This is a genomic window from Halomicronema hongdechloris C2206, from assembly GCF_002075285.3.
GTDB lineage: Bacteria > Cyanobacteriota > Cyanobacteriia > Phormidesmidales > Phormidesmidaceae > Halomicronema_B > Halomicronema_B hongdechloris.
In genome coordinates this window covers 2867283-2888631 of record NZ_CP021983.2, presented here as the reverse complement: position 1 = coordinate 2888631, position 21349 = coordinate 2867283, and the positions used below count along the sequence as shown (strand labels likewise).

Below are 21349 nucleotides of genomic sequence, written 5' to 3'. Positions count from 1 at the left end.
TGGTTTAGGAGCCTCTGGTTCTGCTCCGTTGACCATTGGGTCATGGCCGCAGCGCGACTTAGCCAACGCAAGCGACTTAGCCAACGCAATGGATACCGACTAGCCCTATGTCCCATGATGGTTCCCTGGACTTCAAGCTGGTGCAGCGCATTTGCCTACTGCAACGGGCCCTAGATCAGGCCCTAGATGCCTTAGACGACTTGCAGCAGCGGGTGGAAGAGCATCAACTGCTGGAATCCCAGCTGGTGAAAACCGAGCGGTATGCCAATGTTCAGCAACAGATTATCGTCACCCTGAAGCAGCAGTTGGCTGATAAGACCAGTTGGCAACAGCAGGTTTTGTGGAATCTGGTGCTCGGCATCGCCACCGCCGTCCAGCAACAGCAGCGGCAGATCCAACAGCTGCGACGGCGATTACAACAGAGCCAGATCGAAGTCCAGACCTATCTGGGGCGCCTGACCAATCAGTGTCAGGACGGTCAGCTCGAGTCTTTGGCTGGCGACGCGGCTCAGTCCCGATCTGAGTTGATGATCGTTCGTAGCCTAACGGTGACCCTAGGGGGCCAACTCCAACAGGCCTACGGCCATGTGCAGCAACTGGAGGCCTGCCTGAGCCAGCACCGACTGCGCTTGCTCAGGTTGCAGGTGGCCTTAGAGGACGGGGTGCCGTCGGCGAAAGCCATGGCAGCGACAGAGGCGGAAGAGTCTGCCCCGCCGCCATCGACACCCGATGCGTTGGCCGCGGATTCGCAGGCCCTGGAACCATGCCATCAGGCCGAGACCCTCTTCCAAGCCCTACAGATTACCCAACAGCAGCTCAGTGATCTCGAAACCGAGCTAGCCGAGCAGTTTCAGCAACAGAGCCAGCTTAAGTATCGCTATCAGGCCGTGGCCGCCGAACGGGACCAGTATAAGCAAGAAAACGACGCCTTGCGCCGGGAAAATGTGGCTCTGAAAGCCAGGCTACAGCAACTCCAGGGCAACCAGATCATGCTCAGACAGGTAGGCGATTGGTAACTCCCCGCTCAGAGGGGGGATGAGTAGCTGTTATCCGGAGAACTAGCATAAGTCAACGTCGTCAGCGGCGGAATTGGCCCTGTCGTGGCTGACGGGCAAGACGATGCAGTGCTCTTGGGGCCAGTGGTCACAGGAGTTGGCCCAGAATCACTTAATGGTAGAGCATCCATTGATTCAGACTGGAGGACATCCCATGGGACGAGCCCCCAATCGCAGTGGTATCTACCGATTGACCACGCGGGTCGTGAAATATCTAATGCTGGCCTTGTTTGCCTTTCTCTTGGTGTGCCTGACGGCGCCAATTTTTAGTGACTTTCAGGTGATTGGCACGTTGGTGTCGACGATCAGTCCTTGGTTTTGGCGTCTAGCGATCGTGACCATCTGCCTGATGGCAACCAGTGCCGTGGCGGAAGCCCTATAGGCCGTTGAATGGCAATGTATCGGCCTGATGGCGTCCGATCTTGCCAGGCTAACGGGGCACTATTTTCCGGCTATGAGTCAAAAAACTCCGGCTAGGCATCCTTTTGGCTCTCCGTTCTCGTTACGCTACTCTCGTTACGCTACTATAGCGCTGGCCAAATAGTTTAGGCAGGTGCTATGGCCGGGTTGTATTGGATAATGGCAACTCCATGGGGGGATCGGAGCAATCTTATCGTCAACTGTTGGTCACGTACCTTGCCCCCCAACGCGGCCGAGTGATGGGGCTGGCCGTGACGTTGCTGGGGGGGATTGGCTTGCAGGTGCTGAACCCGCAGATTTTGCGTTATTTCATCGATACGGCGGTGGCGGGCGGGTCGCAGCGGTTGTTGGTGTTGGCCGCGTTGGGGTTTATGGCCATTGCGTTCATCCGTCACGGACTTGCGATCGCATCCACCTATTTCAGTGAGACTGTGGCCTGGAGTGCCACCAATGACCTGCGCCTCGATCTAGCCCAGCACACCCTGAATCTGGATCTGGCCTTTCACAAGGCCCATACTCCTGGCGAGTTAGTGGAGCGGGTGGACGGCGATGTGGATGCCCTCTCCCGCTTCTTTTCCCAGTTCGTGCTACAAGTGATCGGCAATGGCCTGCTGGTGGTAGGCATTTTGACCATCTTGTGGGTCGAAGACTGGCGGGCTGGCCTCAGCCTCAGCCTGTTTGCCCTGGTGGCCTTGGGGATTCTAGGAGGGCTGCAATCCTTAGCCGTGGCCCCCTGGCGCCACTATCGCCAGGTCAGCGCCGAATTCTACGGATTTGTGGCCGAGCACCTGGGCGGCCTGGAAGATATTCGCGCCAACGGTGCCGTCGACTATGTGATGCAACGGCTCTACCGTCTGCTGCGACGTTGGCTGACGGTCTTCCACCAGGCCCGCTTCACCAGTACTCTGCTCTGGGGCAGTACCGTCGGCCTATTTACGCTGGGACATGCGATCGCACTGGCCATCGGCGCTTACCTGTGGCAGCGCAACGCCATCACCATCGGCACGGTCTACCTGCTCTTCTACTACGCCACCCTGCTGCAAGACCCGATCGAACGCATCCGCCAAGAGCTGGAACAATTCCAGCAGGCCATCGCCAGCGTCCAACGCATCCAGCATTTACTCAGCCACCGTAGCAGCCTCCTTCCTGGTGGTCAGGCTGTCTTGCCCAAGGGGCCGCTGTCAGTGGAGTTTCATGAGGTTTGGTTTAGGTATGAGGGAGAGGAAAAAAATTTTGAGTTCTCAGGTTTGAGTTCTCAATTCAACATCACTCAACGCGATCCAACTCAACATCCAGAACTCAACACTCAAAATTCTCTCTATACCCTACAAAACCTCACCCTGCACCTGCCAGCTGGCCAGGTCCTGGGTCTACTCGGTCGCACTGGCAGTGGCAAAAGCACCCTGGCTCGTTTACTGTTGCGGCTTTACGACATTCAGCGGGGGCAAATTCGCTTAGCAGGAATCAATATTGCTCAGGTGCCACTACCGGAGTTGCCGCTCCGGGTGGGATTTGTGACCCAGGATGTGCAATTGTTTCAAACCTCGGTGCGCAACAACCTGACGTTTTTTAATGAGCACATCCCCGATCAAGCTATTTTGCATACCCTGGACCAGTTGGGGCTGATGCCCTGGCTGGAGCAACTACCACAGGGATTGGATACCGAACTAGGGGCCGACAGCGGCGGGCTGTCGGCGGGGCAGGCGCAACTGCTGGCCTTTGCCCGAGTGTTTCTAAAAGATCCGGGACTGGTGGTGCTGGATGAAGCATCGTCTCGCCTGGATCCGCTGACAGAGCAGCTGATTGAGCAAGCAGTAGATCGGCTGCTGGCAAACCGCACAGGCATCATCATCGCTCACCGATTAAAAACCGTAGCGCGAGCCGATCAAATATTGATCTTAGAAAAAGGCCAGATTGTAGAGTATGGCGATCGCCTCTCCCTGGCTGGTGATCCTAATTCGCGCTTTGCTCATTTGCTCAGGGCAGGCTCTGCCACTGAGCTGGCTTAGCGCCGCAGGCAATATCGCATCGTTACCCCAATGCCATGGGTCCTTCTAGGCAAGGTGTAGTGGGACTTAGCGGCGTAGATGAACGATGAATCACTGCCCAGCCCCTAGCCCGGTTGCTGCCGTCAGGTTCAATGTAGGAAAGACGGCAGAAACTATTGGCTGGTCGCCTCGCAGCATTTGCCTTTCATAGCGCCCCTCTTCGCTCAAGACACATACGGTTAAGGTCGGTTGCTTCGGACGACCGATGAAGAATTCACCCCCTAGACCTTGATGATCAGCAATCCAATATTCTGGAATGCCTAGTAGGGCGTAGTCTTCAAAACTGAGTGGGGTTGGTTGAGTGAATCGATCAGTTGCAAGTGTCATCGTTGACCCCTAAGAGGGCATTTGAAAACTCGGCTGACAGTCCTGCAGGGTAAGCGTTTTAGAGCGTGTGGCTCTGTGGGCCAGAATCCAGTCTGGAGCAAGGTTGCAGGGTACTTTCCAAATAGCCTCTAAACCTGGTGCCTGAGTATGTAGAGGTTGCCGCAGCTGACAATTAGGAATTAATTGAGAGAAACTCTCGATTACGGTAGAATTCGCAAGAGGCGACTGTGGAGTAACCTAACCCAATGAGAGCAATCCGACTTAGCTGGTGGCCCTTTCTGCTGGCATGCCTAATCCTGCCTATGCAAGCTGGGCCAGCCATGGCCCAATCGGCGCAAGAGGTGGCTCAAGAGGGCATCGAAGCCTATCGAGCCGGAGACTATGAGGCGGCGGCCAGGGCTTGGCGGCAGCTGATTGAACTGCAGCCAGAGAATCCCGATGCCTATAACAATTTGGGGGCGACGCTCTATTTCTTGGGGGATTTAGAGGGTTCAGCCGCCGCCTATCGCCGCGCCATTGAGCTGGACCCTGACAGCGCTACGATCTACAACAACCTGGGGATGGTGTTAGTCCAGCAGGAACAGTATCAGGAGGCCATTGCTGCCTATCAACAGGCCATTGAGCTGGATCCGGAGATGGCCGAGACCTACAACAATCTGGGGAATTTGCTAGAGGGGGAGGAGGCGGTGGCGGCCTATCAGCAGGCCGTAGAGCTTAACCCTGACTACGCCGAAGCCTATAACAACCTGGGCACGGCCCTGGCCAATCTGGAACGCTACGAGGAAGCCATTGCTGCCTATGAGCAGGCTTTAGCTATCGACCCTGACTTTACGGCGGCCCAGGAAAACTTGACTGCCGTTGAGCAGAGGCTGGGGGCTACCGCTGAATAGGCAGCAAGATCGGGTGTGTGAGGTGCGGGGAGAAGTGTGGGCGGCAGGGCGCGGCATCTTGGCAGCCGGAGTAGATATTGACCAATATTAGACGCTGTTTACCGGAATAGCTGTGAACTGCCGAGGTGCTCACTGGCCGATACTCAATGCGCCCAATACCGCCCAGGTGTCAGGCGTGAGCTCTCTACTACGCCAAGCCTAGGGACTCGGCCGCTTCGATCAAGGCATTTCTAAACTGATAGCTGGCCTCGCTGATGCGCTTACGATCAGCAGTGCTGAGTGAACTGTAAGGCATGGCAGCAACCTGCCCATCGGGGTAGAAGGGCGCAATTGCATCCATACAGGCCTTGTAGGCAGCATCAACGTCGGTCATGATCTCAGCACTGAGTACCGTTTCAAATGGCTGGACCTGGCTGTAGATCCCAATCCAATTGTTTTTGAAAATCAAAAGGCTCTGGTCAGACCACGTCTCTTCTTCGCTGGAAATCTTCTTGGCTGGAATTTCTGTGGCCAGGCCAATAATGCCTTCAAAATTGAGCGATGAATTGAAGTTGGAGGGGTCGTTGAGTTTGTCAATCAGCGATTCTACACTGGCAACTAACCCTTCCGCATAGGGAATGGCCGCGGCGACGTCACCGTCACGAAATAGTAGGGCTTCGATGCGGTGAAAGCTGATAAAGTCAGGCGAAGCTTCCCCCTGCTCGAAGGAGTAGGGACGCGCATCAATATCGGAATCTTCTTGCTCGAAGCTGGCGGCAAGAACTTCAATTTGTTCGTAAGGGGGGCGAGCTTCGATGTAAGCGGCTTTGGCGGCTTCTAGGTCTCCAGTTGCGAGGACAGCCAGAAAGTCTTTGACCAGCGCTAGCTGCTCAGCCGCTTTTTCGCGGAAATAGGCAACGCCCATGTCGATCTGCTCGGCGTAGGGATCGTCAGCTGCCTGGGCGAGTTGAGCCTGGGCGGTAGCACTCGGGGAGGAAACGGCTTGCTGGGTGTAGGAGGCAGTGCCAACAATGCAGAGTGTGGCTAGTAAGCTCAGGAGCACGTTGCGCAAGAGAGTCTTCATGGAGATGATTTGGAGTAACAACCAGTAGCACTAGGCAACCCGTTAATTGACACGGCGAATGCCTGGAGGCAGGCGTATCGCCGCAAACGGAGCCCGTAAATGCTTGCTGAGCATTATAGTCTATTGACTTTGGCTTTCAATAAGTCGTGGATAAAAAAATATCGGCCCATGCCTGGCGACCTCTCCGCTGCATCGATCTCGTATTCAAGCTAAGCTGCTGAAGCCGACTCACGGGTCGATGGCCTAACCGGACCGAAAGGGCTATTGCATCGCGATGGAGCCGGTCTGGCGTAACGTTGTGTTTGAGAGTGATTTGCAATTGGTGTATTGTCGTACGATGACTAGCCACGATGGCTCACGGTGGGTAATGCTATGACGATCACGCTGTCCCAGGCAGATTACTGGGAGCTGTTACAGGAATCGGTGTCCGATTGCTTCAGTGAGGACACCTTAAATTGGGTGTGTGCGTTTTCCTCCGCTTTAGGCCAGGGAGTGCGCCGTGACCTCTCGCTGCGCGATGGCATCGACCTGGTGATTGAGGACTCTTGTTTTCAAGACGATCTGGTCATGCAGCATTGCGATCGCATCCACCCGGTCGAATACACCTTTGAGCAGATCAGCCTGGCGGGGCGACGGCAGCAGCGCTATCACTTCTACGGCAGTGGCCTGGCTCCGGGCGACCCCTGGCGCATTCCCAGTTGCGATCGCATACTCCGCATCAACGTCCATATTGATCCCGAGGTGCTGCAACGGTGGCTGGGAGACACTCCCCAGGCCCTAAACCTGCTATTGCGCTTACCGGATGAAAAGTTCTACGAACACTCCGGTGCTCCCACCGCAGCCATGCAAATGACGGTGCAGCAAATCTTGAACTGTCCCTTTCAAGGGCTGACCCAGCGCCTTTATCTAGAAAGTAAGGTCTGGGAGTTGATGGTGCTGCTGATTGAGACGCTACAGTCCGGCAACGATGCTCCCCAGAGTGCCTACCGCCTGACCCCCGACGATGTGGAGCGCATTCACTATGCCAGTAACCTGCTGCATCGACGATTGTTAAACCCGCCCTCTCTGATCGAACTGGCCCGCGCCATTGGCATCAATGATCACAAACTCAAAGTCGGCTTTCGTCAGGTGTTTGGTACCACGGTCTTCGGCTACCTGCACCAGCAGCGGCTGGAGCGATCACGGCAACTGCTGGAATCAGGAGACATGAACGTGACCCAGGCGGCTCACGCCGTCGGCTTTGCCAATCGCGGCCATTTTGCCGCCGCATTCCGGCGCAAGTTTGGGGTGAACCCGGGGGTGTATTTACGACGACGGCGAGGATAAATGGGAGGTCAAGGCTATGCCGCTAATTCTTTCTGCGCAGGACTGGGATGAACTATGGGACGCTGACCCGGCCAAAAACCAAACGATCGAGCAGCCCGATGCCTTTGAAAGGATGCGTAACTGGAGCAGTTCTTTTGAGCAAGGCCGTCAATCGACCGACCTATTTATTCACCAATTTGCCTGATTTGCCAACTGTTGAAAGTGCCGAGGCGTTACTTCAATTTGTCGAACTCTATCGTCAACACGATGGCGAATCCATTCCCGGTCGCCAATTTCCTGAAGCGCTGCAGTCCGCACAAGTCGCCAAAATCCCAGCGGTGTAGAATAGTTGAGAGTCTCTGAATGAGTTCACCCTGTGCCCCAACTGACCCTGGACTTACTAGAGCAGATGACTCAGCGGTTAGTCGCTGCACTCAAACCAGAGCAAATTATTTTATTTGGCTCTTATGCCTACGGAGAGCCAACCAAAGATAGCGATATTGACTTATTGGTAATACTCTCTGAGTCTGACGAGCCTCGCTATCGGCGGGCGCGCAAGGCCCATAGGGCACTACGCGGGATGGGCATTCCGAAAGACATCCTGGTCATGACTCGTGCAGAAGTAGATCGTCAAGCCAGCGTGTCAAGCTCGTTAGTCGGTCAAGCTCTCCGTCAGGGTAAAGTTTTATATGAATGATGCCCAATACGAAGAAACTCAGCAGTGGTTGATCAAGTCTCAGCGAGACTTGAAAGTAGCCCAAGTACTGCTTGATAATGAGGAGTCGTTGCTCGATGCGGTGGTTTATCATTGCCAGCAGTCCGCAGAAAAGGCGCTGAAGGCCTATTTGGCATCTCAAAACATAGCGTTTGTAAAAACTCACGATTTGGATGTTTTACTAGGGCTCTGTTCGTCTTCTAAACCTGATTTTCAAAGCCTGCAAGAAGCAGCAGATATCTTGACTCCCTACGCAACAGAAGCCGTATTGGTATTGAAATTTGTGACTCAACGGTTACCGGAGCAATAGGTCATATCTAATCTCATCCTACTTCGGCGAAGTCTACCGCAACAGCCAGAACGGCGACATCCCCTGGAAGCAGTTTCCCGAAGCACTGCAATCCGCACAAGTCGCCAAAATTCCATCGGTCTAAGCAGCGTGGGTGCCATACTAGAAAGGGCACTCAGGACTAGCCCTTGCGATCGCACCTCTGTCTGCCTTGTCGACAAGGGACGAGTTAACTGTGAGTAACTCGTGTTGCGATCGCACAGCCCCTCTTTTGCCGAGTCGCTCCAGCAAAGCGAATACAATGAGGTTGGTTCTGGCAACGGCAGAAATCTCATGAGCAATCCACTCGCCACGACCGATGAGGTCACATTTCCGGATGCTAATCTACTCATCACTGAGGATGATACGCCGGTGGACAATTTCGCCTCAGCCAAGCAGCAGCGGTTGCTGGTCAGTAGTCTCTACAGCTCTCTGAGGGGCTCTACTTTTCTCGCTGAAGCAAACGTTGGCATCTATCACGCGGTGAACCAGCCCGCAGTGGTGCCCGATGTCTTCATCAGTTTAGACGTACAGGTACCCGAAGCGTGGTGGGAGAAGCCCAACCGTTGCTATCTGGTGTGGAATTTTGGTAAACCGCCGGAAGTGGTGCTGGAAGTTGTCTCCAACCGGGTTGGCAATGAGCTGACCAGTAAGCTCCAAACCTATGCTCAAATGCGAGTGGGCTACTACGTCGTCTATGACCCAGCCAGGCAGTTGGGGGAAAACCCGCTATACCTCTATGAACTGCGGGGGCTGCATTATGCCGAACTGTCGGAACACTGGCTAGAACCGATGGGGATTGGCCTCACCCTCTGGCAGGGAGAATTTGAAGGGCGGCACGATACCTGGCTGCGCTGGTGCGATGCTCAAGGAAATATGTTGCTGACGGGAGATGAAAAAGCCGAGCAAGAACGCCAGCGAGCCGAGCAAGAGCGCCAGCGAGCCGAGCAGGAACGCCAACGGGCAGAACGGTTAGCGGCTATGCTCAAAGCTCGCGGCATCGATCCGGAAGAACTGTCAGACACTTAGATCTCAACACCCAGTCAACCAACTGTTAATCTGCCAGATATTCTGGGTCAGACGGTTCCGGGTTGAGGACCTCCGACCCAAAGATTTACTAACTCACGGCGCGATGATAGTTACTCGCAGCGCGATCGCATCCCGGTTATCTGGCCGTGAGGCATGGCTGGCCAAGGTAACGTGACGAAGTATTGAGAGTTGATCTCAATTAAGGTATTGTTTTAAGGATAGGTTATCGAACTGGTGCGATCGCAGCCTCTCTTCCATGGCCCTGACCCTTTCCCAGCGCGACTACCACGAGCTGATTCAAGCCAGCGCCACCGCCGCAACAGGGGCGACAGGAGACTTTGAAGAGAAATGGCACTATCCGGAGAGTCTCGGCCAGGGGTATCAACACTCGATTGAGCTGCGAGACGGGGTCCAGATGGACATCGCCCGCTACCAACTACGGCATCAGGTGATGACCACTGCTGAAGAGCGTCCCCATCCGGTGGAGTGCACCTTTTACTTAGAAGGAGCCTACACCGATCCACCCCTGGGCCCCAAGTGCTATGGCCTCTACGGCAGTGGTCTCGCCCCGGGGGGTACCTCGATTAAGCCGGCCGAGCATCCCCACGCCTGGCTCAGCCTGCACATCGACCCAGAGCGCTTGAGCCAGTGGCTCGGCTCTCGGGCGCTGCCCCTACCGGAGCTGCTGCGCTCGCCCCAGCAACTTTACTACAGTCAGTTTGGCACCATGACTGCCCCCATGCAGATGGTGCTGCACCAGATATTGCATTGCCCTTACACTGGGGTGATTAAGCAGCTCTATCTGGAAAGTAAAGCCTGGGAACTGCTGACCCTGTGCCTGCATGATGCACTGAGCCAGCAGCAGCCCCCTGGCCCCTCAATTAACCTCAAACCCGCCGACATCGAGCGCATTCACCAGGCCCGCGATATTCTGCTGCGGCACTTCAATAACCCCCCGACCCTGGCGGAACTGGCCCGGCAGATTCACCTGAATGAATGTGCCCTGAAACGGGGCTTTCGTCAGGTCTTCGGCACTACCGTCTTCGGCTACCTGCACCACTACCGGCTAGACTATGCCCGCCAACTGCTGCAGCAGGGGACCAAAACCGTCACCGGCGTGGCCCACACCGTCGGCTTCGCCAGCCGTAGCTCCTTCGCCCGCGCCTTTCGCAAGAAGTTTGGCATCAATCCGGGGCAGTACTTGCGGCAGGGATGAGGGTGGGGAGTGAGGGAGTGAGGGAGTGGGGGAGTGGGGGAGTGGGGGAGTGGGGGAGTGGAAAGTGAAGGGTGAAGAGTGAAGGGTGAAGAGCTTGCCCTGAGCGCAGTCGAAGGGTGAAGAGCTTGCCCATCACCCCATCACCCCATCACCCCATCACCCCTATGCGCTCCGCGCAGGCTCCGCCAACACCCCATCACCCCAACACCCCATCACTCATCTAAAGTAGGTTTAAAGCAATCCCCTGCCCAATACAGATCATGGTTCAACAGCTCAGCGCCCGATTTCAAACCTTTGAGGAGTATCTCGCCTACGACGATGGCACTGACCGGCTCTATGAACTCTTTAATGGAGAATTGATTGCCGTGCCACCAGAGTCTGGATGCAATGTGCAAATCGCCAATCGACTATTTTTAACCTTTGCCCTGCGACTAGGAACCGATCGGGTGCGGGGGCATGGCTTAGAGTTGGAGGTGCGGGGCGAACCGAAAAATCGCTACCCAGATTTGACGCTTATTCGAGACGAGCATGTGTCCCTGTTGGCCCAGCGCAACACCATTCGGCTGACCATGTCGCCGCCGTTGCTGGTGGTGGAGGTCGTCAGCCCAGGGGAATTGCAATGGCAGCGGGATTATGTGGCCAAACGCCTGCAATATCAAGATGTGGGCATCCCGGAGTACTGGATTGTTGACCCCCAAGCGCAGACGGTATTAGTGCTAACTCTGGAAGGTGACACCTATACTGAACTGGGCACCGCCACGGGGGAAGAGCCAGTGCCCTCTCGGCAATTGAGCACTCTGGACCTAACGCCCAGCGCCCTATTTGCAGCCGGGGCGCAGTAATGGTTTAAGACAGCAGTATGTTACCAAATCGACGCTAGGGGTCACTCGAACCCGGGCCAAACCGCTTCCCCAGACAGAACCTGAGGACTCTCCAGGATCTCGGCAGCACCTTCAGAGGACATTTGAAAACGCGGCTGAACGGCCTGTAAGGTAGGCGTTTTAGAGTATATGGTTCCGTCGGCCAGAATCCAGGCTGGAGCAAGGTTGCAGAGTACTTTCCAAATATCCTCTCGGGCCGAACCAGTCAACGGTGCGATCGCACCGATTAATCAACCAACCCCACAGATGGGAGTAAATCCCCGTTGCTCATCACCCCACCCCCCTTTTCCGTCCGCCGCTCTCCGTCCGCCGCTCTCCGTCCTCCCCAGCACCAAAAACTCCCGCCTGGATTCACAAAAATTCCGTCTGGGATTCGCAGCAACGGCTGAATGTCGATATTATTGTCCCCACATTAATGCAAGTTATTTGCATTTGATTTGCCAACGGTGTGAGGAGGTTGAATTATGCGATCGCATTCCATAACAGGCCTAGTCCAGTGTTCCTATGCCCTAGCCAGCACCCTGAGCCTGACGACGCTAGTGGCCCTCGGTTGGGCACAACCCGCCACAGGAAATGACCTAGGCGAGCGGGCAAGTGGGCAAGTGGGCGAGTCAAATACCAACGAGAGGGGCACCTCTCAAATACCCACCACCCCATCACCCCATCACCCCACCACCCCATCACCCCTAAGCCCTTCGGGCAGGCTCCGCCAACACCCCTCTACCCCACCCCCCGCCACCACTGTTACCGAGTGGGTCGCTCAAATTGAAGCGGCGATCATCGAAATTACCGGCGTGCGGGTTGAAAGCAGCGAGACTGGTTTGCAAGTAATATTGGAGACCGCTGACGGAGATTTGTCTGTTCCGACCACAGAAACCGTAGGCAATGCCCTCGTGGCAGAGATTCCCAATGCGGTGCTGGCCCTGCCAGAGGGAGACGAGTTTCAGGCAACCGACCCAGCTGCAGGCATTGCCCGGGTGTCAGTGACGGCTGTGGGCCAGGATCGCATTCAAGTAGCGATTATGGGCACCGATGCGCCACCGGAAGCGACCGTGAGTGCCGAAGCCGGTAATTTGGTCTGGACTGTCGTGCCAGGCATCGCCCAGGTCGATGATGCTGATGATGCGATCGAGATTGTGGTGACGGGGGAGCAAGAGGGCTACCGTACGTCCAATGCTACTACAGGCACTAGACTAAACATTCCCCTACTAGAAACGCCAGCCTCCATTGGGGTCATTACTGAAGAGCTAATTCAAGATCGAGCCGCCAGACGAGGGGAAGAATTAGCCCCCTATATTAGCGGTGTGATTCAAGGAGGGCAGGAAGGTGCTTCGGGAAACACTCCTCAATTTACAATTCGTGGATTTGATGTCCAACGACAAACCTTCGTGAATGGTTTACGGGATAACCCTCGCTTCTTGGTCAGAGATCTAGCTAATATTGAACGCATTGAAATTCTGAAGGGATTTTCTTCTCTACTCTTCGGTCCAGGAACACCTGGTGGTGTCGTCAATTACATCACTGAGAGGCCTGAAGATACCCCTAGTTACGATATTAGTTTTGAAGCTGGGAGCTTTGATTTCTATCGTGGAGAAGTGGACTTGACAGGACCACTAACTCAAAATCAGAATCTACTGTATCGGCTCAATCTCGCATTCCAAGAGTCTAACTCTTTCGTCCCCAATATTGAAGATGATCGAATTTTTGTTGCTCCTGCATTGACCTGGTTAACCGGAGGAGGAGGATCTCTCACCCTCGAAGCTGAATATTTTCGGCTAGAAAAAGATGGTACAACTGGTGCTAAATTCTTTGATGGAGAATTCTTCTTTGATCGCAGTTTCACTGACCCTCGTAATAGCGATATTAATCGCCACTTTCGAGTTGCTGCCTACTTTGATCAACCTATTAGTGAACAATGGTCAATTGCCCTAAGTGGGCAATATTTCGACACTCGCCGAGAATTAGATCCTTCTGCAATAACTATCAATGTTAACGCCAACAATGAACTGCCGCTGTTTGTGGGTCAGATTTTAGATGATTTTAATCAGGCTAATTTACGTGGTGAAATTAGAGGGGATTTTGAAATTGGAGCTTCTGAACACCAGTTACTAGCAGGCGCTGAGTATAACAGATCAGAGACTGACTTCCCACTTAGGCTTGGGTCTGACTTCCCAATCATTGACGTTGCTAATCCCACCTTTGACTTCCCGCTACCGCCTTTAGGTGACCCTATACCAATTAATAACATTAGTAACGATTGGGGCATCTATATTCAGGACTTCATAACATTGGGGCGTTTCCGTTTATTGGCTGGGCTGCGTTATGGCCAGTTTGAAAATAAAGATGGCATTAGTGACGAGGTCTTTCAAGACGACGATTTTGTCGCACCTAGTGTTGGTTTACTCTACATGTTGAGTGATTCGGCTTCTATTTATGGCAGTTTCAGCCAATCAACCGAACCTCAGTTTGGTGAAACTATAGACGGTGAATTTATTGAGCCTAGGCGAGCTACGCAATTCGAGATTGGTGGCAAGGTTAATCTATTCGATAATCGACTAAGTCTCACCACAGCCCTGTTTGACTTGACTCAAACCAATATTGCAGAGACTGATCCAATTGATCCCAACTTCGTCATTCCAGTTGGAGATGTGCGTAGCCGAGGGGTAGAATTAGACATTGCTGGTCAAATCACCGATAACTTTAGGGTAATCCTAGCCTACACTAACCTATTTGAAGCAGAAATTATCGACGGTGAACCAGATCTAGAAGGTAACCGTTTCCTCAATAGCCCTCGAAACAGTCTCGGACTTTACGGCGAGTATGAGTTTACTCAAGGTGCCTTAAATGGCTTAAGTTTAGGGGCAGGTTTAGTGTATGTTGGCGAACGAGCTGGAGATACTGCCAATAGTTTCACAGTACCTAGTTTTGTACGAGTTGATTTGGGGGCAGCTTACCAAGTAGAAAATTGGACATTTAGATTAACGATTGATAATCTCTTTGACGAGAGATTTATTGTATCTGCTTCAGATAGAGCGCGCCTGCCTCAAGGAGAGCCTTTGTCGGTTACTGGTTCTGTTTCAGTCAGGTTTTAATCCGACGTTAGTTCCAAGTAAAGTGAAGAGCAAATGAAAAGTTGATGGACTAACGAATGATTGATCAGACACCAAGTATTGGCAATTTGAGAAAAATACTTTCAGGAAATGGTTGTAATGTTCCTGGAAGGCTGCGACATGTTTTGTCAGCAATAGCTATGTTTCTTCTCATCTCAGCTTGCAGTGGAACGTTTTCCCAAAACTCTTCTTCCCATCAACCCTCATTACCAGTATCGGACTGCCATATTGTTAAACATGCGATGGGGGAAACGTGCGTTCCCAATAATCTACAACGAGTCGTTGTTCTAGGAGGATTAGATTACGTCTTGTCTTTGGGTATAAAACCAGTCGGTAGCGACGAGTTAGAGGCTGATTTTCCCCATTTAAAGGACAAAACTAAGGGGATTGAAAATGTTGGTAGTGTGAATATCCCGAATCTAGAAAAGATTCTGCAACTCAAGCCCGATTTTATCTTGAGCTACCGAGATGGGCTTAAGGAAAATTATGACACTTTATCGAAAATTGCCCCAACAGTTATTTTCCCATTTGAACATAGTGATAAATGGAAAGAAAGGCTTATGCAGTATGCGGAGACACTGGATAGGATAGACGTGGCAAAGCAGATGATAACTGACTACTATGCTCGACTCGAAGCGTTTAAAGATCAGATGGGCGAGCGCCTGAATCAGCTTGAGGTTTCAATAGTCCGTATTTATCCAAATCAGATCGTAGTCTATCTCAAAGACTCATTTTGTGGAACTATCTTGGCAGATGCTGGGGTATCTCGTCCGGCATACCAGAATCAGATGGGAGGTCAACAGGACATCAGCAAGGAACGAATCCACGATCTAGATGGGGATGCCATGTTTGTGTGGACCTATGGCTATAATGCTGAGCAAGCTCAGCAAGCAAACAGTGCTTTGAAGAGGCTGAAAGCAGATCCGCTCTGGTCGCAACTAGCGGTGGTGAAACAAGGTAAGGTTTACGAGGTTCCAGGCTATTGGATTGGGGATGGTCCACTGGCTGCCAATGCTGTTGTCGACGACTTGTTTAAGTACCTGGTTGGGGAAAAGGAATAGATCAAGGATGTAATGTTGTTTGTTGTTTTTTACCCATAGTCACTTGACTAACAGTCAATCTAATGAACAATCACTAATCACTCAAAAGGAGTTATGACCAAAGCTGAGATTCTAACTAATTTCTGTTACTGCTGTGAAGTTTCTAAAGCGAACGGCGAAGATCCAATTGGATCTGCTGGAAACTACGACGCCTTCCTATTTATTGAAGTCCCAGAACCCTGGCCCATAGAGTTCTGGCAGGCTCAGCCCCAATTTCAACCGATTGCCGATCTGGCCACTCAGCTCAAGAAGGAGCAAGGTCTCAGCTTGAGGGCAATGGCGATTGCACCTGATTGTCAATACTCTCAGCCTAACTATACCCGCATACTATACTATCGGCGACCTTCCGAAGAAGGCTTTGTTCAGTTTGAGAAACAAGAGTTTGTCGTTCCAGACGAGCAAGTAGTTACGGTTGTCCTGGCGTTACTCCAGCAACCCGATTTATTGCCTCAGTTTGAGAGCAGTCGCCAAGAAACAGAAGACATTCGGGAGATGATGTTGTGTACCCATGGGAGCTACGATGTTGCCTGTGGACGATTTGGTTATCCTCTATATCGCCAGCTCCGCTCTGAACACGCGGCGAATTCTGGAGGCAAATTGCGAGTCTGGCGGTGCACTCATCTCGGTCCCCACAACTTCGCTCCCACTCTGGTCGACTTCCCAGAAGGACGTTACTGGGGCCACTTAGAGCTAGAGGTATTAGACCTGTTGGTGTATCGCCGTGGACCAGTTGCCGACCTCTATGACTATTATCAGGGTTGGGCTGGATTGAGTCAGGTCGAGCAAATTGCTGAGCGAGAAATGTGGATGCAGGAGGGATGGAACTGGTTCCATTATGCCAAAGTGAGTCAGGTGTTGGCTATGGATGAGTCAGACGAGTATTACCCCGACTGGGCCGAGGTTCGTATTGACTTCAATTCTCATGAAGGCAGGGTATCGGGCACTTACGAAGCCCGTGTGGAGGTTAGCGGCACCGTCAAAACGATGTGGAGTTCAGGCAAGGATAAACCACTGTGGGAGGTGAAGCAGTATCGAGTCAGTCGTTTGAATAAAGTTGTGTAAAAGTACTCATGGTCAAAAAAGCTGTTCAAGGAGGCTTGCGTATTCTCGTAATATAAATTCCATTCCAGATATATGACCATAATTATAGTGTGAACGAGTTTCAGATTCCCTCCGCATTTGAGCCCTTTATTTAACTTGACCAAGGCAATATATTAATCTTTCTGCTAGTACTTGAACATGAGGTAGATGAAGCATTGTGTAATGATCACCTGGAATATCTAAAATCTCTAATGGTCCACAACAAAGTTCTCCCCAACCCAAGGTTTGACTATCAAACTCTCTAGAGATGCCGTCGCTGGCTCTGAAAAGGAAAATTTGACTTGGATAAACCTGAGGTATATATTCAGACATGGCTCTAACATTACTCTTAAAAACTTTTACAAAACAAAGAAGTTGTTGATTCCCAATATCTGCAGGCACAAGGTTTGCCATCTTCGTTTTGCTTCAAGAAATAATAGACTTTATCGGAAATAGGGGAGAGATTGTTGTGAGTCAGCATCTCTCCCAATTCTTTGGAAACTAAGCAGCTTGGCTTAAAGCGTCACTTTGCATTTTCCGATAAGTCAAGCGGAAATTGTGTAACCCGCAGGCCGTTTCCATCACGTCATCGATGTAATGGTCGACCCAATTGCGAAACGGCTGCACCAAAATTTGACACCGTTTGATACCTCCAATGTGGTGTTTGACTTCCACACGAATGCTGGCAATGTTTTTGGTTATTCATCTTCTCAATCGTACTGAGAGAGCGCTTGCGGGGTTTCTTCTTCGGTGGCTGAATCGTCACCCCCGCTGGGGCAAAGCCTTGAAACCCCCTATCCTGCCATAACGTACTGCCCTCCGGGAATCGTAAGTCCTTCTCGTCCGCGATCGCCTTGTCGTGCTTCTTGCCTTCATAGGTGTCACTCAGATAGTGCACCTTGCCCTTACGATCGTGAACCACCACGTTCTTGACGCTATGAGCCTGCCGCTTACCGCTGTAATATGTCTTGCGGTCGGTCTGATCTTTGGGGCGATTGATGCGACGTTCGCTGCCATCGATCATGAACTCTAAACTCGGACAGGGTTGGAGGATGCTCTCCAGCTTCGCCGGTTCTCGCTCCGGCAGTTGCTGCTGGTAGCCGAGGGCCTGGTTTAACACCCCCGTGAGGCGGTGAATCCATTGATTCGCTTGCGCCTGGCTCATGCCAAAGAGAAAGCCTTGCACCGCCTGAGTGGGATAGAGGCGAAAGTACATCAGGATGAACAGCAATTTATCTTCCAGCGTCTTCAGGTGCGCTTTACGACCCGCTCCCACGGCTCGTTTACGCCCTGCGCGCTCAAAGGTCTCTCGCACAAAGTCATCCCAGGCATCGCCGAAGCTCGGCAACAGTGCCTCAAACTCGGACCCTCTCAGTCCAGTCAAACTGCAGAGGGTGCGAGGTTTGCTCCGCAACTCGGCATAGGTCACTTTCATGGCATATCCCTGGTCGATGCTCCTGATATTGATTCTATCGGCTCAATTTCCGATAAGGTTTAATTTAGTGCGATCGCGGATCTTGTAGGGTGCGTTGCGACAAGCAAACGCACCATCACTGCCATCGCCCCTCCAGCCCAAACTCAACTGGGTAGTCACCCCAATTGGGCGGATAAATCCCTTCAATAATCAATCGATGCACACTTGAAAATTGCCATTCTGTTGGCACTTGGCACAACTGATGATGCACTGGATTGTAATGAATATAATCACAATATTGAGCAAAATCCGTGTCGTCTCGAATCAAATGTTCCCAAAATCGACGCTGCCACAGATTGCGCTCCTTCCGCTTCCTGCGAGAATCTGAAACGTCTATATCAAGTCCTAACTGAGTTCCATAATGCCTCGTGACATAAGTTTTGATCAGACGCAGACGAGTGGATAAATCGCTGTCGTTTTGAGGTAAAGTCCAAAGACAGTGGAAATGATCGGGTAACAGCACAAAGGCATCAATCGCAAAAGGACGAGTGCCTCTAACCTGATTGATAGCTGTCCGTAGCGCATGACGACCAATTTCACGACACAGCCAGGGCTGGCGTTGATAGGTGACTTGGGTGATGAAGTAGGTGCCACCTGCAATTTCAGGTCTTCGATAGTCGGGCATGAGAGAAGGCAGGTCAAGGATTAATGTTAGGATGCCCCACAAAATGGTGCGTTTGCTGTTCAGCAACGCACCCTACAAAGCAGGGCTATTTCATTCTAAAAATGGCCTTGAGGGTATCTAGACCAAACTTGCAGAGTCGTTCAGCCTGAGCCATATTGGCGAACTCGTTGGAGCGATAGAGGTTGAGCGCGAAGTTTCGAGCGACGGCGAAGATTTGCGGCAACTGGTGCATACGAATGCGCGAAGCATCTTCTCCCTGGGTCACATCCCGGATATGATGTACCTTATTTTCAACGCCCCAATAGCCCCGAATGCGCCGAGCCAAGGATTCCGCTGATTCTAAAAACGAGGCGACATAGTAGCGGGTCTCAGTTTCTAAGTGAGGCTGCCCGCCCTTCTTGAAGTGTCGCTCACTCTCCACTCGAATGAGCGTCTTCAGCCCTGGCCAGGGCTTGATGTTATCGAGGGTGGTGCATAGGCTAACGACCCGCTTCTCCAGTCGCCCATGCCCTTTACTGACCTCGGTGTAGCTGTCCTCAGCGATAAAGTTGGCCTGAACGCTTTTGTGCAAGTTACCCTGATTGCCTTTGAGGGCACCCAAGTAATGATTGTCGGTGTCAAGGATGAGCTGACAGTTTTTTTTGGGTGCTAATCGCATCAAAGGCTATCACCACCCCCTTCAGCGCCAGTTGCTTAATGAACTCGGGCAGGGCTTTGATTTCGTTGGTCTTGTGCTCTACCTGATAGGGCTCCAGAATCAACCCCCGCTCCACCAGATAAGCACTGACCAATAGAATGGCGGGATGAGGGGGAGAGTCAGGATTGTCAGTCTCCAGTTGATACGACCCGCGTAAGACTTTGCCATCCACCGCTAAGGTTTCACCGGCTAACGGTTCAATGCCAAAGAACCGAGCCAAGGCCGCCGAATACTGTCCATAGTCTAGCTTTAGCAGCACCCGGCGAATCGTGCTGTAGGAGGGAAGACGGCCCTTGGGCGGGTTGAAGAGGTCAATCAACTCGCTGCGGTAGCTTTTGAGCCAGTCGCCAATGGCCAGAAATCCACGATTACCGGCCGTCACCGCCAGGGTGAAGAGCGCCAGGCATAAGGCCATCTGATGTCGTTTGCCAGAGGCCTGACGGACATCTGGCAGGGCAACGAAGGCTTCGAGGATCTCGATGCGCTCTACAGCAGGCTCATGCCTCGAGTCGAGGGTAGTAGGGGTAGGGGGCAGACGCATAGACGCTAGGACCATTGGGATTAGCCTGAAACTCTAGCATCTTTAGGTCCCCTTGAGAATGAAATGGCCCTGCCCTACAAAGTCTGCGATCGCACTGGTTTCAGCCTGCGGAGGCACACTTTTTCAAAACTTTGATGCCGACATTATCTTTGTCTGGACTTGGGGATATACTTCGGAATTTGCCAAAGATACAGAGAAACTTTTGGAGAGTCTTAAGACAGATCCGCTCTGGCTACAACTTCAAGCAGTGAAGGAGGGTAATGTTTATGAAGTACCGGCCTATTGGATGGGAGATAGCATCTTAGATGCTTATGCTGTCATCGATGATTTGTTCAAGTATCTAGTAGACGATCAGTAATATCTATGTCCAAACATATCTTATTTATCTGCAAATCCTGCAACGCAAAATCCGAGCAAGAGCACACCTCAGATCCATCTGACGGAACGAAGTTGCTCAACCAACTTCAAATCCTTCATCAAACTTGGCCCCATCAAGCCGATTTAGAAATTCGCGAAGTCGGCTGCCTCTGGACCTGCTCTAGCCCCTGCGCTGTGGCCTTCTCTGCCCCAGACAAAGCTACCTACCTCTTCACCCAGGTTCCTGCCACCGAAAGCGCTAAAGCCTTGCTTAAGTTTGGTGAGCACTATCTTGCCAGCAACGACGGCACCATTCCCTGGAAGCACTTCCCAGAGGCGTTGCAATCCGCCAGCATTGCCAAGATTCCATCGGTTTAACCTAGAATAAGAATGCTGGAGGTTAATGTTCAGGCAAGAAAAAAATTAAGGATAACAGTCATCATGAGTACGGCAGAGACTATTTATGAGCTGGTTAAAACCCTACCTGAAGACCAAGCTAACTTAGTTTTAGTCTTTGCAGAGTTTGTACATCAGCGAACTCAGGCAAGTGACAATCTAAATAATTCATCCATTACCACCTACTTTGGTATTCTCAAAGACTCTCCCAACTTTAATGAAGATTCCGTTGCGATTCAGAGGGCAATGCGACGTGAGTGGGAGTAAGTTTCTGCTAGATACCAACATCGTTATTGGTCTCCTCAAAGGTCATCAAATAGTTCTTGGCATCTTACAAGATCACGCAGTTGAGCTAGATATTTGCGCTCATAGTTTCATAACCCGTATTGAACTATTGAGTTATCCGGGAATTACAGAGGCTGAAGTACAGGGCATTACTCGCATTCTCCAGATCATGCGATATCTCCCGATGACTCAGGCCATAGAAGATATGACGATTCAATTTCGACGGCAATATAGCCTAAAAATACCCGATGCTATTATTGCTGCTACAGCAAAGGTCACTTGCCTGGAACTGCTTACCCTTGATCAGCAATTAGCCAACCGCATGTCTGAAATTTTGGAACAAACTGAGTAGCAACAGTCCAACGCACCGCATAATTCTAGGCCGCGCTGCCAGCCTTCTCACAAAT

General features: G+C 52.0%; 22 protein-coding genes and 2 pseudogenes. 18 read left to right on the top strand and 6 right to left on the bottom strand.

Annotated elements, in window-relative coordinates; all coding sequences use genetic code 11:
- The first annotated feature begins 107 nt into the window (after positions 1-107).
- The 3 genes from XM38_RS13060 (at position 108) to XM38_RS13050 (ending at position 3484) form a co-directional block, all read left to right on the top strand.
- Positions 108-1016 carry a hypothetical protein gene (locus tag XM38_RS13060; protein ID WP_088430075.1) on the top strand — a complete coding sequence of 303 codons (909 nt, stop codon included), beginning with the start codon at positions 108-110 and terminating at the stop codon, positions 1014-1016.
- A 103-nt stretch (positions 1017-1119) separates the two neighbouring features.
- Positions 1120-1437, top strand: a complete 318-nt coding sequence (locus XM38_RS13055) for a hypothetical protein (protein ID WP_088430073.1) — start codon at positions 1120-1122, stop codon at positions 1435-1437.
- A 208-nt stretch (positions 1438-1645) separates the two neighbouring features.
- Entirely contained in the window at positions 1646-3484 is a 1839-nt protein-coding gene (locus XM38_RS13050; protein WP_088430071.1) for an ABC transporter ATP-binding protein, read from the top strand.
- Between the two features lie 90 nt (positions 3485-3574).
- Here the strand turns inward: XM38_RS13050 and XM38_RS13045 are convergent.
- Positions 3575-3802, bottom strand: a pseudogene (locus XM38_RS13045) (Uma2 family endonuclease); the annotation flags it as partial.
- A 368-nt stretch (positions 3803-4170) separates the two neighbouring features.
- Here XM38_RS13045 and XM38_RS13040 point away from each other — a divergent pair.
- Entirely contained in the window at positions 4171-4740 is a 570-nt protein-coding gene (locus XM38_RS13040) for a tetratricopeptide repeat protein (RefSeq protein WP_187329397.1), read from the top strand.
- Positions 4741-4927: 187 nt separating this feature from the next.
- Here XM38_RS13040 and XM38_RS13035 read toward each other — a convergent pair whose 3' ends face one another.
- Positions 4928-5803 carry an EfeM/EfeO family lipoprotein gene (locus tag XM38_RS13035; RefSeq protein ID WP_080812095.1) on the bottom strand — a complete coding sequence of 292 codons (876 nt, stop codon included), beginning with the start codon at positions 5801-5803 and terminating at the stop codon, positions 4928-4930.
- Positions 5804-6175: 372 nt separating this feature from the next.
- On the opposite strand from XM38_RS13035, the gene XM38_RS13030 reads away from it, so the two are divergent.
- From XM38_RS13030 to XM38_RS12985, 10 genes are all read left to right on the top strand, one after another.
- Entirely contained in the window at positions 6176-7129 is a 954-nt protein-coding gene (locus XM38_RS13030; protein WP_080812093.1) for a helix-turn-helix transcriptional regulator, read from the top strand.
- Between the two features lie 47 nt (positions 7130-7176).
- The gene (locus tag XM38_RS13025) at positions 7177-7452 is read left to right on the top strand and encodes a DUF1636 family protein (RefSeq protein ID WP_080812091.1); all 276 of its coding nucleotides are present in this window, start codon (positions 7177-7179) and stop codon (positions 7450-7452) included.
- A gap of 32 nt (positions 7453-7484) precedes the next feature.
- The gene (locus XM38_RS13020; protein ID WP_080812089.1) at positions 7485-7805 is read left to right on the top strand and encodes a nucleotidyltransferase domain-containing protein; all 321 of its coding nucleotides are present in this window, start codon (positions 7485-7487) and stop codon (positions 7803-7805) included.
- A complete protein-coding gene (locus XM38_RS13015; RefSeq protein ID WP_080812087.1) occupies positions 7798-8133 on the top strand; it encodes a HEPN domain-containing protein in 336 nt (111 codons plus the stop codon). The genes XM38_RS13020 and XM38_RS13015 overlap by 8 nt, the downstream gene beginning before the upstream one ends.
- A 312-nt stretch (positions 8134-8445) precedes the next feature.
- Positions 8446-9180, top strand: coding sequence for a Uma2 family endonuclease (locus tag XM38_RS13010; RefSeq protein ID WP_080812085.1), 735 nt, complete (start codon positions 8446-8448; stop codon positions 9178-9180).
- A gap of 256 nt (positions 9181-9436) precedes the next feature.
- A complete protein-coding gene (locus XM38_RS13005; protein WP_088430067.1) occupies positions 9437-10396 on the top strand; it encodes a helix-turn-helix domain-containing protein in 960 nt (319 codons plus the stop codon).
- A gap of 260 nt (positions 10397-10656) precedes the next feature.
- Positions 10657-11238, top strand: coding sequence for a Uma2 family endonuclease (locus XM38_RS13000; RefSeq protein WP_088430065.1), 582 nt, complete (start codon positions 10657-10659; stop codon positions 11236-11238).
- 641 nt (positions 11239-11879) lie between these two features.
- Positions 11880-14369 (top strand): TonB-dependent siderophore receptor, encoded by a 2490-nt coding sequence (locus tag XM38_RS12995; protein WP_137455109.1) that lies wholly within the window; start codon positions 11880-11882, stop codon positions 14367-14369.
- 56 nt (positions 14370-14425) lie between these two features.
- Complete coding sequence (locus tag XM38_RS12990) at positions 14426-15448, top strand: ABC transporter substrate-binding protein (protein ID WP_080810335.1); 1023 nt, start codon at positions 14426-14428, stop codon at positions 15446-15448.
- 93 nt (positions 15449-15541) lie between these two features.
- Positions 15542-16549: a sucrase ferredoxin gene (locus tag XM38_RS12985; protein WP_080810337.1), complete on the top strand. Its 1008-nt coding sequence runs from the start codon at positions 15542-15544 to the stop codon at positions 16547-16549.
- 126 nt (positions 16550-16675) lie between these two features.
- On the opposite strand, the gene XM38_RS12980 is transcribed toward XM38_RS12985, so the two are convergent.
- The 4 genes and pseudogenes from XM38_RS12980 to XM38_RS28965 all read right to left on the bottom strand — a co-directional run bounded on the left by XM38_RS12980 (position 16676) and on the right by XM38_RS28965 (position 19778).
- On the bottom strand, positions 16676-16981 hold the full coding sequence (locus XM38_RS12980; RefSeq protein WP_137455108.1) for a thioesterase domain-containing protein: 306 nt from the start codon (positions 16979-16981) through the stop codon (positions 16676-16678).
- 172 nt (positions 16982-17153) lie between these two features.
- Positions 17154-18002 (bottom strand): transposase, encoded by an 849-nt coding sequence (locus XM38_RS12975; protein WP_225889307.1) that lies wholly within the window; start codon positions 18000-18002, stop codon positions 17154-17156.
- Between the two features lie 115 nt (positions 18003-18117).
- A complete protein-coding gene (locus XM38_RS12970) occupies positions 18118-18666 on the bottom strand; it encodes an REP-associated tyrosine transposase (RefSeq protein ID WP_080810415.1) in 549 nt (182 codons plus the stop codon).
- Between the two features lie 85 nt (positions 18667-18751).
- Positions 18752-19778: pseudogene (locus XM38_RS28965) on the bottom strand (ISAs1 family transposase).
- A 178-nt stretch (positions 19779-19956) separates the two neighbouring features.
- Between XM38_RS28965 and XM38_RS12960 the strand changes: the two are divergent.
- The 4 genes from XM38_RS12960 (at position 19957) to XM38_RS12945 (ending at position 21294) form a co-directional block, all read left to right on the top strand.
- A complete protein-coding gene (locus tag XM38_RS12960; protein WP_137455107.1) occupies positions 19957-20262 on the top strand; it encodes a substrate-binding domain-containing protein in 306 nt (101 codons plus the stop codon).
- A gap of 5 nt (positions 20263-20267) precedes the next feature.
- Positions 20268-20639 (top strand): DUF1636 family protein, encoded by a 372-nt coding sequence (locus XM38_RS12955; protein WP_080810346.1) that lies wholly within the window; start codon positions 20268-20270, stop codon positions 20637-20639.
- A 63-nt stretch (positions 20640-20702) separates the two neighbouring features.
- Entirely contained in the window at positions 20703-20924 is a 222-nt protein-coding gene (locus XM38_RS12950; protein ID WP_080810348.1) for a DUF2281 domain-containing protein, read from the top strand.
- Positions 20911-21294, top strand: coding sequence for a type II toxin-antitoxin system VapC family toxin (locus tag XM38_RS12945; RefSeq protein ID WP_080810350.1), 384 nt, complete (start codon positions 20911-20913; stop codon positions 21292-21294). The genes XM38_RS12950 and XM38_RS12945 overlap by 14 nt, the downstream gene beginning before the upstream one ends.
- The last annotated feature ends 55 nt before the right edge of the window (positions 21295-21349 follow it).